The organism is Corallococcus exercitus (assembly GCF_003611585.1).
Classification (GTDB): domain Bacteria; phylum Myxococcota; class Myxococcia; order Myxococcales; family Myxococcaceae; genus Corallococcus; species Corallococcus exercitus.
Window position 1 is genome coordinate 1 of sequence record NZ_RAVW01000210.1, and the last position, 16,559, is coordinate 16,559.

The 16,559-nt window shown below is 70.0% G+C and carries 17 protein-coding genes; 6 read left to right on the top strand and 11 right to left on the bottom strand.

What is annotated here, in order from left to right:
- The first annotated feature begins 201 nt into the window (after nucleotides 1–201).
- Together D7W79_RS24125 and D7W79_RS24130 are read left to right on the top strand one after the other, a co-directional pair.
- Nucleotides 202–1,269 (top strand): cysteine hydrolase family protein, encoded by a 1,068-nt coding sequence (locus tag D7W79_RS24125; protein ID WP_120527747.1) that lies wholly within the window; start codon nucleotides 202–204, stop codon nucleotides 1,267–1,269.
- A gap of 38 nt (nucleotides 1,270–1,307) precedes the next feature.
- Nucleotides 1,308–2,102, top strand: coding sequence for a hypothetical protein (locus D7W79_RS24130; protein ID WP_120527748.1), 795 nt, complete (start codon nucleotides 1,308–1,310; stop codon nucleotides 2,100–2,102).
- A 10-nt stretch (nucleotides 2,103–2,112) separates the two neighbouring features.
- Here the strand turns inward: D7W79_RS24130 and D7W79_RS24135 are convergent, their stop codons facing one another.
- From D7W79_RS24135 to D7W79_RS24145, 3 genes are all read right to left on the bottom strand, one after another.
- Nucleotides 2,113–3,018: an alpha/beta fold hydrolase gene (locus D7W79_RS24135; RefSeq protein ID WP_120527749.1), complete on the bottom strand. Its 906-nt coding sequence runs from the start codon at nucleotides 3,016–3,018 to the stop codon at nucleotides 2,113–2,115.
- A gap of 105 nt (nucleotides 3,019–3,123) precedes the next feature.
- Nucleotides 3,124–3,561, bottom strand: coding sequence for a tetratricopeptide repeat protein (locus D7W79_RS24140; RefSeq protein WP_120527750.1), 438 nt, complete (start codon nucleotides 3,559–3,561; stop codon nucleotides 3,124–3,126).
- Between the two features lie 65 nt (nucleotides 3,562–3,626).
- Entirely contained in the window at nucleotides 3,627–3,923 is a 297-nt protein-coding gene (locus tag D7W79_RS24145) for a hypothetical protein (RefSeq protein ID WP_120527751.1), read from the bottom strand.
- 78 nt (nucleotides 3,924–4,001) lie between these two features.
- Here D7W79_RS24145 and D7W79_RS45820 point away from each other — a divergent pair, with 78 nt between their 5' ends.
- From D7W79_RS45820 to D7W79_RS24165, 4 genes are all read left to right on the top strand, one after another.
- A complete protein-coding gene (locus tag D7W79_RS45820) occupies nucleotides 4,002–5,351 on the top strand; it encodes a restriction endonuclease fold toxin 5 domain-containing protein (RefSeq protein ID WP_439099224.1) in 1,350 nt (449 codons plus the stop codon).
- Nucleotides 5,348–6,073, top strand: a complete 726-nt coding sequence (locus D7W79_RS24155; protein WP_171437308.1) for an immunity 52 family protein — start codon at nucleotides 5,348–5,350, stop codon at nucleotides 6,071–6,073. The genes D7W79_RS45820 and D7W79_RS24155 overlap by 4 nt, the downstream gene beginning before the upstream one ends.
- Nucleotides 6,074–6,177: 104 nt before the next feature.
- Nucleotides 6,178–7,497, top strand: a complete 1,320-nt coding sequence (locus tag D7W79_RS24160) for a restriction endonuclease fold toxin 5 domain-containing protein (protein ID WP_120527752.1) — start codon at nucleotides 6,178–6,180, stop codon at nucleotides 7,495–7,497.
- Entirely contained in the window at nucleotides 7,494–8,207 is a 714-nt protein-coding gene (locus D7W79_RS24165) for an immunity 52 family protein (protein ID WP_120527753.1), read from the top strand. The genes D7W79_RS24160 and D7W79_RS24165 overlap by 4 nt, the downstream gene beginning before the upstream one ends.
- Here the strand turns inward: D7W79_RS24165 and D7W79_RS24170 are convergent.
- From D7W79_RS24170 to D7W79_RS24205, 8 genes are all read right to left on the bottom strand, one after another.
- Nucleotides 8,200–8,958, bottom strand: coding sequence for a PIG-L deacetylase family protein (locus tag D7W79_RS24170; protein WP_120527754.1), 759 nt, complete (start codon nucleotides 8,956–8,958; stop codon nucleotides 8,200–8,202). The two genes, D7W79_RS24165 and D7W79_RS24170, sit on opposite strands and share 8 nt — an antisense overlap.
- Nucleotides 8,955–10,241, bottom strand: coding sequence for a glycosyltransferase family 4 protein (locus D7W79_RS24175; protein WP_208729823.1), 1,287 nt, complete (start codon nucleotides 10,239–10,241; stop codon nucleotides 8,955–8,957). Before D7W79_RS24175 ends, D7W79_RS24170 begins: the two co-directional genes overlap by 4 nt.
- A complete protein-coding gene (locus D7W79_RS24180) occupies nucleotides 10,238–11,089 on the bottom strand; it encodes a sugar phosphate isomerase/epimerase family protein (RefSeq protein ID WP_120527755.1) in 852 nt (283 codons plus the stop codon). The genes D7W79_RS24175 and D7W79_RS24180 overlap by 4 nt, the downstream gene beginning before the upstream one ends.
- 3 nt (nucleotides 11,090–11,092) lie before the next feature.
- A complete protein-coding gene (locus tag D7W79_RS24185) occupies nucleotides 11,093–12,568 on the bottom strand; it encodes a YcaO-like family protein (protein WP_120527756.1) in 1,476 nt (491 codons plus the stop codon).
- Nucleotides 12,565–13,398: an MBL fold metallo-hydrolase gene (locus tag D7W79_RS24190; RefSeq protein WP_120527757.1), complete on the bottom strand. Its 834-nt coding sequence runs from the start codon at nucleotides 13,396–13,398 to the stop codon at nucleotides 12,565–12,567. The genes D7W79_RS24185 and D7W79_RS24190 overlap by 4 nt, the downstream gene beginning before the upstream one ends.
- Nucleotides 13,389–14,423 carry a Gfo/Idh/MocA family protein gene (locus D7W79_RS24195; protein WP_120527762.1) on the bottom strand — a complete coding sequence of 345 codons (1,035 nt, stop codon included), beginning with the start codon at nucleotides 14,421–14,423 and terminating at the stop codon, nucleotides 13,389–13,391. Before D7W79_RS24195 ends, D7W79_RS24190 begins: the two co-directional genes overlap by 10 nt.
- Before the next feature lie 57 nt (nucleotides 14,424–14,480).
- Nucleotides 14,481–15,413, bottom strand: coding sequence for a hypothetical protein (locus tag D7W79_RS24200; RefSeq protein ID WP_120527758.1), 933 nt, complete (start codon nucleotides 15,411–15,413; stop codon nucleotides 14,481–14,483).
- Between the two features lie 5 nt (nucleotides 15,414–15,418).
- Nucleotides 15,419–16,559, bottom strand: a 1,141-nt coding sequence (locus tag D7W79_RS24205; RefSeq protein WP_120527763.1) for an inositol-3-phosphate synthase, incomplete at its 5' end; no start/stop codon positions are given.

Consider the following 16,559-nt stretch of genomic DNA (forward strand, 5'->3'; position numbering starts at 1 on the left):
CTTCTGCGCCACGGACGCGGGGCTGACGCGCGTGGAGCACCGGCAGGGACGGCTGGAGGCGGTGCGCGAGTTCCCGGATGCGGAGCCGTTCGTGGACGCGGGCCGGGGGCTGCTGCTGTCGCGTGAGGGATTGACGGTGGTGGGGGCTCAGGACCTCACCGTGTTGCGGATGAACTGAAACACAGACAGAGGGGGCTGGACATGACGAAGGCAAATGCGAAGGAACTGCCGCTGCCCGGGTTCTACAATGCCAACCACGCGGCGGAGTACGGCTACGGCCCGAACGCCGGGAAGCTCCAGCGGGAGGCCGGGGCGTGGAAGGCGGCGCAGGGCGTGACGGCGGCGGCCACGGACCGCTTCAACCTGCACCTGCTGCTCATCGACGTGCAGAAGGACTTCTGCTTCCCGGACGGCTCGCTTTACGTGGCGGGGCGCAGCGGCCGGGGCGCCATCGACGACAACCGCCGCATCGCGGAGTTCATCTACCGGAACCTGGGCACGCTGACGAACGTCACCGCGACGCTGGACACGCACTTCGCCTACCAGATCTTCTTCCCGTCGTTCTGGGTGGACCAGGACGACCAGCCGCTCCAGCCGTACCGCGAAGTGACGCGCGAGCAGATTGAACGCGGCCAGGCACGGCCGAACCCGGCCATGGCGAAGTGGCTTTGCGGCGGCAACTACCCGTGGCTGCTCAAGCAGGTGAAGTTCTACTGCGAGGAGCTGGAACGCGCGGGGAAGTACACGCTCTACCTGTGGCCGCCGCACTGCCTGCTGGGCAGCGACGGGCACGCGCTGTCGGGCGTGGTGCAGGAGGCGCGGCTGTTCCACTCGTACGCGCGCGGCATGCAGTCGTGGGTGGAGGTGAAGGGCGGCAACCCGCTGACGGAGAACTACTCGGTGATGCGGCCGGAGGTGCTGATGCGGCATGACGGCCAGCCGCTCGCGCAGCGCAACACGCAGTTCTTGAAGACGCTGCTCACGTCGGACGCGGTGGTGATTGGCGGGCAGGCCGCCAGCCACTGCGTGAAGAGCAGCATCGACGACCTGCTGGGAGAGATTGTCGCGCAGGACGCGGCGCTGGCTCGCAAGGTGTACCTGCTGACGGACTGCATGTCGTCGGTGACGGTGCCGGACGGCAAGGGCGGCTTCGCGGCGGACTTCACGCCGCAGGCGGACGCGGCGCTCAAGCGCTTCGCGGACGCGGGCATGCACCTGGTGAAGTCGACGGATCCGCTGGCGAGCTGGCCGGACCTGCATCTGGCGTGACGTCTGACATTGGCACTGACACGAGGGGAGACACGGACATGAGCAAGGCGAACGGGACGGGTGTCACGAAGCTCTTCGAGGACGCGCACGCGGAGGGCATCCTCAGCCCCGCGGGGTTGCAGACGCTCACGGTGGTGGACCTGGGAGCGCAGATCCAAGCGGGCCTGGGCATCCACGTGGACGACGTGCAGGCCAGCGAGGTGGTGCTGGTGACGGTGATGCCGGATGACTCTGGGAGCATCTCGCACGCGGGGCACACGAAGACGGTGTGCGACGGGCACAACCTGGTGCTGGATGCGCTCCTGGCGAGCCAGCAGAAGGACGGCGTGCTGTTCCACACCCGCTACCTGAACGGGCACGTGCTCAATCCCTTCCGGCCGCTGGAGGACGTGGTGCGGATGCACTCGGGGAACTACTCGGCGGACCTGGGGACGCCGCTGTACGACCAGGCGGTGGTGCTGCTGGGCACGGTGCTGGCGAAGGCGCAGGAGTTCAGCGGCAACGGCGTTCCGGTGCGCACGGTGACGCTGCTCATCACCGACGGCGCGGACGCGGGCTCCCAGAAGGCGCGGGCGAAGGACGTGGCGGCGCTGGTGAAGGACCTGCACCGGGTGGAGAACCACATCGTCGCGGCGATGGGCATCGATGACGGCGTGACGGACTTCCGGCGCGTGTTCCAGGACATGGGCATCGCGGACCGGTGGATTCTCACGCCGGGGCAGAGCGCCCAGGAGATCCGCGCCGCGTTCCAGGTGTTCAGCCAGTCCGCCGTGCGCGTGAGCCAGGGCGCGGCCAGCTTCAGCCGCACGGCGCTGGGAGGCTTTGGGGCGTAGCGGGTGGGCGTCAGGCCCGGAGGAAGTCGCCGAGCAACTGGCGGACCTCTTCCGGGCGCTCCTCGGTCACCCAGTGGCCGGTGTCCCGGAGGATGTGGGGCTCGACCTGGGCCGCCACCGCACGCGCCTGTGCGACGAGGGGTTCGCCCATGGACTTGTCTCCACCAATCACCATCACGGGCATGGGGAGCTTGTTCCGGGCCAGCTCGCGGAAGTCCTTCTTGTCCTGGTCCAACGCCTGGAAGTAGCCCCATGTCGAGTGGAGCCGGCCCGGGGCCGCGTAGGCCTCCGTGTATGCCTGCCGCTCCGCTTCGCCGATCGCCTGGGGGTTGGCGGCGAAGTCGGTCCAGAAATGGTCGAAGTAGATGCGCTCACGTCCCTGCACCAGCTTCTCCGCGGTGGGGCCGTTGAAGGTGAAGTGCCACACCTGCAGGCTGCTCATGACCTGGTCGGACCAGGGCTCGATTCCCGGGAGGAACGCGTCCAGGAGGGCCAGGCGTTCGACCTCGTCGGGGAACAGGCCGGCGTAGGCATAGGCGACCATCAGGCCGATGTCATGGCCCACGACGGAGACCTTGTCGAAGCCGAGCTTCTTCACCAGGGCCCGCATGTCGCGGGCCATCGTCTCCTTGTCGTAGCCCTTCGCGGGGGCGGCCGACGCGCCAGCGCCGCGCAGGTCCGGGATGAGCACGGTGTGCTGCTTCGCGAGCTCCGGCGCCAGGCGCCACCACATGAGGTGCGTCTGCGTGTAGCCGTGCAGGAGGAGCACGGGGCTGCCCTTGCCGCCGATGACGAAGTGGATCCGCGTGCCGTTGACGTCCTCGTCGCCTTCGCGGAAGCCCTCCGGGAAGAAGGGCCGGATGGCGCCTGGCGCCCTGGCTGGGCTCGTCGTGGGGTCTGGCTGCTGGCGTGTCATTGGCGCCTCCGCATGAGAGCGACTTCACGCCTCAGGGTGTGCATGCCTCACGTGCGTGAGGCGCCAGGTCGTGCGGGAGGGCCAGCGCTCGGATTCCCGAGTCCCTCAGGCGTCCTCGGGTGGACGCAGGCGGGACTGGATGAACTCCAGGTACTTCGCGTCGTCGCCGTCGAAGAGCTCTTCGCCTCCGCCCATGAAGGCGCGGGCCAGCTCGTCGGCCGCGCGGGCTTCGTCTCCCAGCTCCAGGGCGCTCTGGCCGAGCCGCAGGTGGATGAAGGGATTGCCGAGCCCATCCGGGGAGTGGACGGCTTCCACGAAGTGCTTGAAGCAGTCCTCGAAGCGTTCGAGCTGGAAGTACATGTCGCCGATGGCGGCGCGCACCCAGGTGTTCTGCGGATGGTCGCGGGTGGGTTCCGGAATCAAGGCGAGGGCGGCCTTGAAGTGTTTCAAGGCCTGTTCGAAGTCGTCGTCGCCGGCGGCCGCGTCTCCCTGGGCGCAGAGGTCGGTGATGCGCTCATGGGTCTCATCCGAAATCGACGTCATCCTGGCTCCGAGGACCGGGGAGACATTCGCGATCCTCGGGGCAGTCTAGCCGTGGGGCAGGAACCTCAGTAGCACTCCAGCACGTCTTCTTCGCGGGAGTAGGGCGCGCCCTGCCACTGGCCGGAGACCCAGGCACTGCCCTCGCCGCAGTAACACCTCCAACGGCCCACTTCATTGGTGAACCCGGGGTCGCTGTAGAACACGCGGCTGTACTGTTCGGTCCCGCTGCAGGGGGGGAGCTGGTCCTTGCGCGTGGCGAGGTCCGGCTGTCGCGCCTCCTCGGTGGGCTCCACACCGCCACAGCCCGCGAGCATCAGGCCCGCCGTCAGCACCACACCGCTCAGGATGGATTGGATGCGCATTGTCACTCCCTGCCTTGTTGGCATTTAAGGAATAACAAGCCTAGCAGGGTGACGTTACGCCGTGGGCTGGAGACGGGTTTGGATGCGAAACCGTGGAGTCGGACTGTTTGCTGGCCGCTGTTGCTGGTGTTCTGGGCGGGGTGCGCCAGCGGACCCACGGTGCGGCTGCGCACGCAGGAGGGGACGCGGACGTATGTCCCGGCGACGTGGGACCGCCGGGTGCCGGTCAGCGCTCGGGAGTTCGAGGAGGCGCTGACGCGGCTGGTGCTGGACGTGCCGCTGACGGTGCGCTCACCGAGGGTGGTGCGCGCGGTGGCGAGGAAGGGCGCGGAGCTGGACCGGGGGCTCGGGTTCTTGCTGCGGGAGCGGTACGGACGGTGGTGCCGGGCGCATGAGGCTCCGGGGGATTGTCTGTCCCTGCTGGAGGACGGGGCGGGCTTCGGCGAACTGGACCGGCTGACGCTCGCGGTGGGCATGTCGTTGGAGCCGCTGCGCGCGAGCATTGGGGACGCGCTGGGGGACACGGTGAACCCGGCGTTCTTCGTGTCCGTGGTGTCGGGAGCGATTGCCTCCTGGGTGGTGCTGGCGGCGGCGCCGGAGCCCGTGTTTACGAAGGCCGCCGCGGTGATTGCCGCCGTGTTCCTGGCGTACGTGGGCGTGCAGTCGTTCCTCGCGGTGGTGCGGGCGTGCGGTGCGCTGAAGGCGGCAACGGACAGGGCACAGACGTTCCAGGAGTTGGAGGAGGCGGCGGAAGTCTTCGCGCAGGCCCTGGGGCCGGAGGTGGCGCGCATCTTCGTGCTCGCGGTGACGGTGCTGGTGAGTCACGGCGTGACGGTGGGGCTGTCATCCGCGCTCACGTTGATGCCGGGCTTCCCGGACGCGGTGCGGCTGGGCACGACGCAGGCGGGCTTCAGCGTGGCGCGCGTGCTGGATGTGAGCGCGGTGGCGGTGGTGGACGGAGTGGTGGAGGTGACGCTCGCGTCCACGGCGGTGGCCATGGCCACGGTGGGCCCACCGCTCCCGAGCAGTCCAGGAGGCCCGGGCAAATGGGTGCAGGTGAATGAGTCGATGTCTGACCGGGCCCGCGACTATCAGGCCCAGGTGACGGGCGCGCCGAAGGGCTCCGCGTACCGCGTCAAGCGAGGAGACGAGGAGGTCGATTTCGACGGTTATGACCTGGAGGAGAATGTTCTGCTGGACGCCAAGGGCCTCGGTTACGAGAAGTTTTTCGGAAAAGATCTCAGTGCGAAGGAGTTCTTCGAGGGTGCTGCTCCCCTGGTGGAGCAGGCACAGCGGCAGTTCAGGGTAGCCGGCGGTACACCCGTTCGATGGGTGGTTGCCGAGGAGAGATTCGCAGCCGCATTGCGTGTGTTGTTCAAGGGCCAAGGCGTTAAGGTGGAAGTGCGTTTCCTTCCTCCCTCGCAATGAGCATCCCGGATCAAATGTCGGACAGGTACTACGTCGGGGCTTACTGGGTGGCGCGGCACGAGTCCGACGCGTCTTGTGCCCGCAGAGCGGAAAGATTGTTTGAAAGCCTGGGCCACCTTGAACCGACGTGGCGCCAGTGGAACGCGACCGGGCGGACCTCCAAGAAGGCCCAGTCACGCTGGTTTCAAACCCACCAAGCCTCCTTCTTGGAGCTGTTTGCTCGAAAGAAGAACCGCATAGGCGACGGCTTCAGCTACTGGTTGTGGACGGGGGGACCGTCCCGGGACGAAGCAATTGCGGTCAATGGCTTCTGCGGCTCCGCGGATGCTGTGCCGACTTCGGTGTGTGTCGTCGATCCCCCTCATCGCGGTGAAGTGGCTGAACGCGTATTGACCGCACCTGTGTTGCGCGAGGTGCTCCTCTCCGCGGTACGCAGTTGGGAGCCAGCATGGGGAGTCGTTGCCTCCCAGCAGTACCGGGACGAGGTGTCGCCTTCCTCCGGGGACGTAGGCACCTTCGTGGGCTGGATGACCTACTTCTCCCGGCAATGGGGCGACGTTCCGCCGCTCCCCGCCCCTGTGCGCGTCGAGCCCGTGGACGACCTGGGAACCCTGGTCATCCTCACGGAGGAACGGTTCACGGTGACGAACCCGGAACACGTCCGGCTGGCCACGGAGGTCCACCAGGTGCTCGATGCAGCCGGTTTACTGCGGGACTTGTGATGACTCATTTGGCCCCCGCCGTCAGGACGACCTCCGCGGCGCCGCTCGGGAGTGGCCCGTGGGTTGGCGGTGAGAAACGGTGGGGACGGGCTGGCTGCTGGTTGATGCTGTGGGTGTTCTGGATGGGGTGCGCCAGCGGACCCACGGTGCGGCTGCGCACGGAGCGGGAGACGCGGACGTATGTCCCGGCGACGTGGGACCGGCGGGTGCCGGTCAGCGCGCGTGAGTTCGAGGAGGCGCTGACGCGACTGGTGCTGGAGGTGCCGCTGACGGTGCGCTCACCGAGGGTGGTGCGCGCGGTGGCGAGGAAGGGCGCGGAGCTGGACCGGGGGCTCGGGTTCTTGCTGCGGGAGCGGTACGGACGGTGGTGCCGGGCGCATGAGGCTCCGGGGGATTGTCTGTCCCTGCTGGAGGACGGGGCGGGCTTCGGCGAACTGGACCGGCTGACGCTCGCGGTGGGCATGTCGTTGGAGCCGCTGCGCGCGAGCATTGGGGACGCGCTGGGGGACACGGTGAACCCGGCGTTCTTCGTGTCCGTGGTGTCGGGAGCGATTGCCTCCTGGGTGGTGCTGGCGGCGGCGCCGGAGCCCGTGTTTACGAAGGCCGCCGCGGTGATTGCCGCCGTGTTCCTGGCGTACGTGGGCGTGCAGTCGTTCCTCACGGTGGTGCGGGCGTGCGGCGCGCTGAAGGCGGCGACGGACCGGGCGACGACGTTCCAGGAACTGGAGGAGGCTGCGGAGGTCTTCGCGCAGGCATTGGGACCAGAGGTGGCACGCATCTTCGTGCTCGCGGTGACGATGCTGGTGAGTCACGGCGTGACGGTGGGGCTGTCGTCGGCGCTCACGTTGATGCCGGGCTTCCCGGACGCGGTGCGGCTGGGCACGGCGCAGGCAGGCTTCAGCGTGGCGCACGTGCTGGACGTGAGCGCGGTGGCGGTGGTGGGCGGAGTGGTGGAGGTGACGCTCGCGTCCACGACGGTGGCCATGGCCACGGTGGGCCCACCGCCTCCGAGCAGTCCAGGAGGCCCGGGCAAATGGGTGCAGGTGAAGGAGTCGATGTCGGACCGCGCCCGCGACTATCAGGCCCAGGTGACGGGAGCGCCGAAGGGCTCCGCGTACCGGGTCAAGCGAGGGGACGAAGAGGTCGACTTCGACGGCTATGACCTGGATGAGAACGTGCTGCTGGAGACCAAGGGCCCTGGATATGAGAAGTTCCTTGATGAGGTGACAGGCTTCAAGTCGTACTTCAAGGGCGACAAGAGCCTGCTACAACAGGCAAGTCGTCAGTTGCGTTTGGCCAGGGATACTCCTGTGCGCTGGATTGTCGCGGAGGAGCGGTTCGCGTTGGTGCTCAGGAGGATGTTCGCCCAGGAACTCATCGAGATCGAAGTCGTCCTGCGGCCAGCCAAGGTCGTCACCCCATGACAGAGTCCTATTTCGCAGGTGCTTACTGGAAGGGACGCAGTGAATCCGTTGAGCAATGTGCTCGGCGTGCCTCGGCGTTCTTCCAGTTCCTGGGCCGCATCGAGCCGACCTGGAACCGCTGGTGCGAAACGGCGAAATCCTTCGAGGAAGCAGCTCGAAAGCAGGTCGCCACGGACGTGGATTCGCTGCGCAAGCACTTCAACAGGAAGGACTGCCAGCTCGGGGATGCCTTCCAGTATTGGCTCTGGGCGGGCACCCGACCCGATGAAGTATCAAAAGTTTCCGGGACATGTGGCTCCGCGGATCCGTGGACCCCCTCCTCCTGTGTCCTGTCTCCGCCTGAGCAAGGTCCGCTCTCAGAACGCATCCTGACCGCGACCATGCTTTCCCAGGTGGTTCGGGAGATGGCGCACATCTGGGAGCCAGAGGTTGGTCTCGCCACTTCGAGTGATCACCTCGTGAGCATGTCCTCGCGGACCAAGATAGGGACCCTTCCTGGCTGGGTCATGTACTTCTCCCGCCAGAGAGGCCCTGTGCCGCCGCTCCCCGCTCCTGTGCGCGTTGAGCCCGTGGGAGAACTGGGCACCCTGGTGGTCCTCACCCCGGAACGCTTCACCGTGACGAATCCGGACCACGTCGCGCTGGCTTCCCAGGTTCAACAGGTGCTCGGCGCGGCGGGCCTGCTGCATCCCTTGCGGTCACTCAGCTGACCCCCTCCGCCAGGAACACCTCCGCCGCCCCCTGCTGACCGCGTGCCTGCGCCTCCATCCGGTGGAACGCCGTGAGCGTCCTCGCCAGGCCGTCCACTCCGCCGAACTGGAACGCCAGCTGCGTGCCGTAGCGGACGCAGCCCTCCACCTTCTTCGCCAGGTGCTCCGTGATGTCCACCGCCCATGGGCGCAGGCCCTGGGGCACGGCCGCGTCGGGACAGGCCTTCGGCTGGCGCACGGCGTAGGGCGTGTCCCGGTAGTAGAGGACGCGGTTCGTGGGCAGGCCCAGCCCCTTCACGGCTCGCACCACCTGCACGTGGTCCACGTGGCTCCCTAGCGCCTGGGGCACGAAGATCCGGTCCGGCTTCAGCTCCCCCAACACCGGCTTCAGACAGGCCGCCACCTTTGCTTCGATGACGTCATCCGGTCGCGGTGGCTGGAACAGCGCCTCCGGGCTCCCGTAGCCCCGGTGCGGCGCTTCCTCCAGGTTCCCCCAGGTCACGTGGTCCACGCCCATGCAGGCCGCGAAGGCCCGGTCCTCCTTGCGCCTCAGGGCCATGTAGTCCACCTCCGGCCCCAGCCCCTTCGATGTCTGACATTGCAGCGCGAAGCCCCTCGGCTCCGGCACCGACCGCGTGAAGACAGTGGCGAGCGCCACCGTCCACCCCTTCGCCTTCAATGCCGCCAACGTGCCGCCGCAGGAGAAGGCCACGTCGTCCAGGTGCGGCGATACGAACAGGGCCGTGCTCATAGGAGGTGCGGCGCCGACCGGAACCGGCAGGTGGGATCCGCGCTCGCCTCCGTCGTCGCCGGGTCGTACAGGTGCGTCCAGCGCGTGTCCGGCCGCGTGCCCGTCAGCCCCGTGTACACGCCCTGAATCCTCCGCCCCACCGCCCGCCACGAATACAGCTCCCGCACCTCGCGCAGCGCCGTGGCCGCCAGCCGCTTGCGCAACGGCGCGTCGTCCATCAGCCGGCCCATCGCCTCCGCCAGCGCGACGCTGTCCCGCGGCGGCACCAGCAGCCCGTCCCTCCCATCCTCCAGGCAGTCCACCACGCCCACCGCCCGCGTGGACACGATGGGCAGCCCGGACGCCATCGCCTCCAGTAGCGTGTTGGAGAACCCTTCCGAATACGTGGGCGACACGAACAGGTCCCCACTCCGGTACAGGTCCGGCGCCTCCGCGTAGCTGGACACCCCTGTCAGCTCCACCACGCCCTGGAGCCCCTCCGCCTCCACCCTGGCGCGCACCGCCTCCACGTCCGGCCCAATCCCAGACACGCGCAGCTTGAACGTCCGCCCGTCCGCCACCAGCCGCCGCACCGCCTCCAGCAGCTCCATCACGCCTTTCCGCGCGTCCACCCGGCCGTGGTACAGCCACACCGGCACGTCCCGCGTCTCCCCCAGCGCCGACTCGTTCCTCGGGTGGAAGCGCTGCGTGTCCGTGGCGCCGGGCACGATGGTGAACCGCTCCAGCGGCGTCCCGTGGTGCCCCCGCACCTCCTCCGCGAAGGACCTGCTTCCAATCAGCAGCGCCCCCGCGTGGCCCAGCACCGCGAGCATCGCCTGCTTGTGCGTCCCGCAGCACGTGCCCACCCAGTGCCCGTCCCCTCCCTGGATGGAGACGACGTTGGGCAATCCCAGCCGCCTCGCCGCCTCCAGCGCCGCCAGGCCGCACGGATAGCCATACTGCGCATGGATGAGGTCGAAGGGTCGGCGCCGGTGCTCGCGGACCACCGTGTCCACCAAGGCATCCAGGTCCTGCTCGAAGCTCGCCGGCTGGCCCTGGTTGATGCGCTGCTCGCCGCGCGACTCGCAGCCCAGCACGTGCGCGCCCGGGATGCCCGGCGGCGGCCCGCCCCCGTACACCGCCATGCCGGCCGGGTCGTTGCGGTACTGGCTCACCATCGTCACGTCGTGCCCGCAGGCCACCAGCTCCCGCACCAAGTTCAGCGCATAGACGCTCATCCCGGAGATGGCCGGGAAGAAGCGCCGGGAGATGAAGCAGATCCGCAGCCCGTTCACGCTGTTCACGCCGCCACCTCCGCGCCCGTCGGCAGGCGCTCCCTCAGCCACTCCAGCGCGCGGGGCACCAGCTCGTGCGCCCGGTGCGCGTCCCGGGACAGCTCCACGCACACCAGCCGGTCGTAGCCCGCCCGCGTCAGCTCGCGCAGGACCGACGGCACGTCCACGTCCCCTTCACCAAACGGCAGGTGCTCATGCACGCCGCGCTTCATGTCCTCCAGCGCCACCGTGCCCAGCACCTGGGCGAACTCGCGCACCGCCTCCGCGGGCGTCCGCTCCTGCGTCACCAGCAGGTGCCCCACGTCCAACGCCAGACGCACCCCGGGCACCCGGGCCTGCAACCGGCGCCAGGCGTCCACCGTCTCCACCAGCATCCCCGGCTCCGGCTCCACCGCCAGCACCACGCCGTGCGCCGCCGCGTACTCGGAGAGCCGCGCCACCCCGTCCACCAGCCAGGGCCACGCGGCCTGCTCCGTCACGCCCGGGCGGGGCACGCCCGCCCAGAAGGACACCGCCTCTCCCCGGCACGTCGCGCACACGTCCACCGCGCGCTTCAGGAACTCCAGCCGCCGCGCGCGGCCCTGCGCGTCCGGGGTGATGAGCGTGGGTTCGTGCTTCTGGCGTGGGTCCAGGAGGAAGCGCGCACCCGTCTCCACCACCAGCCCCAGGCCCAGCCGCTCCAGCCGCGCGGCCAGCTGCTCCGTGCGCCGCTCGAAGTCCGGCGCGAACGGGTCGAAGTGGTGGTGGTCCAGCGTCAGGGCCACGCCGTCGTAGCCGCTGTCCGCGATGAGGCCGAGCGCGTCCTCGAAGCGGTGGTTGGACACGCCGTTGGTGTTGTACGCGAAGCGCAGCGCCATGGCTCACTGCCCCCCGAAGCGACGGCTGGCGAGCACCTTCGGCACCGCGTGGCGGTCCGGCTCCCGGTAGAGCGCGTACAGCCGCCCCACGCGCGCCTCCGCCAGCCGCACGTTGAACCAGACCGGTCCGCCCAGCCGCTCCTCGGCCTCCGGGGTCAGCCGCACCGGCTGCGCTCCCGGCGGCGGCGCCCCGAAGCCCACCAGCGAGTCCCTGCGTTCCAGCAGCCGCGCCACGTTGCGCTCGCCCACGCGGTAGTACGTCATCGTCTCCACTTCCAGCCCCGGCACCAGCGCCTTCACCACGTGCACCTGGCGGCCCGGCGGCGACAGGTCCGCGACCAGGATGTCGAAGCCCGCCGCGTGCAGCTGCCGCACCACGTGGTCGCACCGCAGCGACGGGTCCTCCACCACGGGCGAGCGGGGCAGGTCCTCGAAGCGCACCTTCTTGCGGACCATCAGCGTGCACGCCGTCAGTTCACGCAGCGCCGCGGCCGGCATCCGCGCCCACTCCACCATCGCGTTCAGCGCGCGCGGCTCCTCCGCGTCCAGGTCCACCTGCGGCACGAAGCGGTCCATGTATTCCGGCGTCGCGACCCGGGCCACCTCGCTCAGCGGCCCGTGCATGAACGCCTTGCGCGCGCGGGAGCAGGCGTACTCCAGCAGTGCCTTGCGCAGCGCCCGGTCCCGGTCCGGGTCCGCCGCCTCACCGCACGCCGTCACCATCAGGGGCTGGTCCCCCACGGACAGGTCGCGGCCCACCACGTACAGGTTCACCATGCCGAAGTCCGTGCTGGCCAGCTTCGCCATCACCTCCACGCCCGCCCGGCGGTAGCGCTCCAGGAGCTCGCGCACGTCCGGCGCCAGGTCCGCGCCCTCCAGGTCCAGCACCACGCCCTGGTCCATGGCGCGGTACATGAGGCCGTTGCCGTCGCGCTGGAGCAGCTCCAGCAGCCCGTGCGCCAGCGCCTGGGGCCGCGTCAGGCCCGCGCCCTGGCCATTGGTGATGGGCGTGATGAGCGGCGCCTTCCCCTGCAACTGCCCGGGGTGGATGGCGACGTACTCCTCCGGCACCAGCACCCGCTCCCCGGTGGCCAGCCGCTGCACCTCCACCCAGACCCGCGGCAGGTCGGGCGTATACGGACTGCCCGCGGGCAGCCCCAGCGTGAGCGGATCCACCACCGCCGTGGGGCCCCGGGCGCGCACCAGCGCCGCGTGGCTGCCGTGCACGCGCGGCATCACCTTCATCGCGTACTCGCAGAAGGTCTCCTCCACCAGCTCACCCAGCGCGCCCACGCGCGCCTCCTCGTCCGTGCGGCCGTAGCCGTTGCCGTGCAGCACCGCGCCCGGACCGTCGCCCAGCCGCAGGCTGGCGGAGGCCACGGGGATCCCCAGCCGGTCGATGGGGTCGATGCGGAACATCTGCAGGGCGCCGGTGGACACGGCGCGGTGGTAGGCATCCAGGGCTCGGGCAATGGTCATGACAGTTCCTCCAAGGGCAGGGGACGGGTGTGCGGCATGCCCGCGAGCAGCCGGTCGAACAGCGCCAGCGCGTGCTCGCGGGTGACGCCGCGGGCGAACTCGAACGGGGTGAAGACGTTCTCGAACGGGAGCTGCTTGAGCACCGCGCGGTAGCGGCGCAGCTCGCCGTGGCTCAGCGGAATCGCGTAGTGGAAGCCCTTGTGGCACGACAGCGCCGTGGGCCTGCCCTGCGCGTCCAGGTCCACCTTCAGCACGTCGCCGCAGAACAGCGAGCGGGTGCTCGCGTCGTACAGCACCGTCTGGCCCTCGTAGTGGCCGCCCACGCAGTGCAGCGTCAGGTCCCGGGCCAGCTCCTGCTCGTCGTCCACCGGCCAGCGCACCCGGAAGGCCTTGCTGTACTGGACGGCGTCCCGGTGCAGCACGAGCAGCGGGTCGAAGCGCTCCTGCAGCTGCCACAGCGCCCCGAAGCCGTGCGGGTGCGACGCGGACAGCACCTGGATGCCGCCCAGGACTTCAATGAACTCCAGCGCGGGCCGCGAGTACCAGGGCGCGCCCTCGAAGGCGACGTTGCCCTCCGGCCTGCGCAGCAGCCACCCCGTGGAGCCCAGGCCGAAGGGCGGCGTGCAGGAGAAGGCCCAGATGCCGGGCAGCGTCTCCTCCCAGCGCGTGGCGAGCCGCTCCGACACCTGGCCCGTCGTCTGGAAGTCCCAGCCGTCGCGCGGCAGCGCGTTGCGCACGTCCAGGCAGGTGGGGCAGCCCGTGGGCTGCTCGCGCGGGAAGCCCGGCTGCCACGTGCCGCAATTCGTGCAGGCGTAGCGGGTCAGTGACATGACGGATACGCCTTTCCGTCCTGCGTCGCCTGCGTCAGCAGCCCCACGAGCCGCACGTCGCGCTCCGGCGCGTACGGCTGCGGACGGCCCTCCAGCACGCACGTGGAGAAGGTCTCCACCTGGTGGAGGAAGGGGCTGCGGTCCTCCTCCGGCGACAGGTGGATCCACGTCTCCTCGCCCGTCCTCGCGTCGGTGAGGGACAGGGAGCCGCCGGGCGTCTGGCCCATGGTCTTGTACGCCAGCGCGCGCGCCTTCGTGCCGATGAGCTCCAGCGTGCGCCGGGGGTACGCGTCCGGGCAGTTGTAGGCCACCTGCAACATGCCCAGCGTGCCGCTCTTGAACTGGCCCATCAGCACAGCGCCGTCGTCCACGGCGTAGTCGTGCACGCGCCGCTGCGTCATGGCGGTGAGCGACGCCCACTCGTCACCCAGCACCACCTCCAGCAGGTCCAGGCCGTGCGGCGCCAGGTCGATCATCGCGCCGCCGCCGGCCTGCTCCGGGTCGATGCGCCAGTTGTCCGGCGTCCAGTCCGCGGGCAGCCAGCAGGCGTAGTGGATGCGCGCCTGGGTGACGGTGCCCAGCACGCCCTCCTTCACCATCGTGCGCAGCTTGCGGTGCGCCGCGTGGTGGCGCTGGTCGAACGCGGTGGCGTAGTGCACGCCCGCGCGCTGGCACGCGGACACCATGCGCAGGCCGTCCCGGGGCGTGACGGCCATGGGCTTCTCACACAGCACGTGCTTGCCCGCCGCCGCGCACGCCTCCGTCATCGCCGCGTGCAGGTGGTTGGGCGTGGCGATGTAGACGGCCTCCACGTCCTTGTCCGCCAGCACCGACCCCAGGGCCGTGTACCGGGCGACGTCGTCCGCGGGGATGCGCAGCAGCGCCTCCACGTTCGCGTCGCACAGCGCCACCAGCCGCGCGTTGCTCGCGCCCTGGAGCGCGGGGATGACGTAGTCCCGCGCCACCCAGCCACAGCCCACCACCGCCCAGCCCAGCCTGCGGGCCTTCGGCCTCTGCTCGAACATGATCACCGCCTCTGCTTCGGAAGATTGAGGGGAAGGTTCAGGACACCGCGGGCCCGCTCAGGGCCACACCCCGGCTTCGCGCAGCACGCCGTTGCCGAAGGCCTGGAGGGGACCGGGGTGGATGAGCTCCAGGTCCTCCATCGCCTGGCGCAGCGTGAAGCCCGCGGCGCGCGCGTGGGCCTCCAGCTCCAGCACCCGGTCCAGCGCGTCCGACGCGTTGAAGGCGCGCGCCTCCGCGGAGTCCACGTGGCCGGTGAGCGCCAGCGCCTGCCGCACGACGCCGGCCAGCCGCTCCGGCAGCGTGGCCAGGGCCTCCTCCGTGAGGCGCTTCATGACGGGCTCCAGCAGGTCGCCCAGCAGCGCCTCGCCGCCGTAGCCCGCGTCCGGCAGCGCCGCGTTGAAGAGGTGATGGGACAGCCCCGCCACGAAGGGCAGGGCCGGGGACGCGCCGAAGCACGGGGCGACGAGCACCGCGCCCACCGCCACCGCGTAGCAGTGGTCCGCGTGGCTCTCTTGAGGGGAGACGACGATGCGCGGCCGGCCGGGGTACGTGGCCCCGGCGCGGGGTTGTTGCGCCAGCCGCTCCACGAACAGGGGCGGCGGCGCGTGACAGGCCCCCTCCGGTGTCTGCGCGAGCGCCACGGACAGCCGCTCGCGCAGGCGTGGATCCAACGGCCGGGAGACCGCCTCCAGCCCCCGGCCCAGCACCCGCATCGCCTCCTGCGGAGACAGTCCCGCGCGCTGGAGGACGTCCAGGTCCAGGCCGCCCAGCCGCACCGCCGCCACCGCGCGCGCCGTCTCCCGCAGCGCCACGATGCGCGGGTCCATGCCGGACGCCAGGGCCGCCCACGCGCGACGGAAGCCGTGCGCCGCCAGGCCGTCCGGGTGGTCCGGGGTGCGGATGCGTTTGAGGTCCATCAGCTCCGAGAGGAGCGGGCGGAGCTCCGCCAGACGGCCGGTGGCCGTTGCTTCACGCGCGGGTGCGTTCATGGAGTTCAGCCCCTGACGCGTTCCGGGGTGCGCTCCGCCTGCTGCACGTGGCCCTTGGAGAGCCACGCCATCAGGCGGCGCTGCTGCTCCGGCATGGCGTGCTCCACGGGCTGGCCGTCCTGCGACATGGGGGCCTTGAAGAAGCAGCCCAGCGCGTCGATGACGCCGCCTTCACCCCGGCGCTTGGCCAGGTCCAGCGTGCGCGCCAGCTCCACGACGAGCGGCGCGGCGAGGATGGAGTCCTTGCAGAGGAAGTTGAGCTTCAGCTGCATGGGCTGCCCCAGGAAGCCCGTCACGTCGATGTTGTCCCAGGCCTCCTTGTTGTCCCCGCGCGGGCGGTAGTACTGGATGGAGACGACGTGGTCCTGGACCTTGTAGCCAAGGATGCTGTCCAGGGCGGCGCCCTTGGTGTCGAGCTTGTTCTGCCTCGACGCCGGGTCGTTGAGGGCCTCACCGTCGCGGTTGCCCAGGATGTTGGTGGAGTACCAGCCGTCCACGTGCAGCGCGCGGTCGCGCAGCGCGGGCGCGAGCACCGTCTTGAGCAGCGTCTGCCCCGTCTTGCCGTCCTTGCCGGCGACAGGGGCGCCGGTGCGCTTCGCGAGCATGAGCAGCGCGGGCACGTCCGCGGCGACGCTGGGCGTGAAGTTGGCGAACGGGATGCCGTCCACGATGGCCGCGTACGCGTAGAGCATCGCGGGGCCGATGTCCGGGTCGTTCGCGTCCAGGGCCTTCTCGAAGGCCTCCGGCGTGGCGAACTCCGGACGGGTGAGGTCCACGCTCTTCTCCGTGGAGGCCAGGTTCACCACCACCACGCGGTCCAGCTTCTCGCGGTCCTTGAAGCGGAGGAGGTCCTCGCGGATGGCCTGCACCTGCTCGCGCAGCGTGCGCGCCTTCTTCGCCGCGGTGCCCACGACGTTCTTGCAGAACTTCGCGTTGGAGGCCGCGGGCCAGGGCCGCATGCGCCCCAGCGTGGGCGCCACCGCCTCCAGCTGCGTTTCCGTCAGCACCGCGTGGTTGCGCGCCGCGTGCGCGAGGTCGTCCTCGAACAGGTCCCAGCCGCCGAACGTCAGCGCGCCGTAGTCCACCAGCCCCATGCCCTTCGCGTCCGCCAGCGGCAGCCCTCGCGTGTCCACCCGCCCCCGGCGC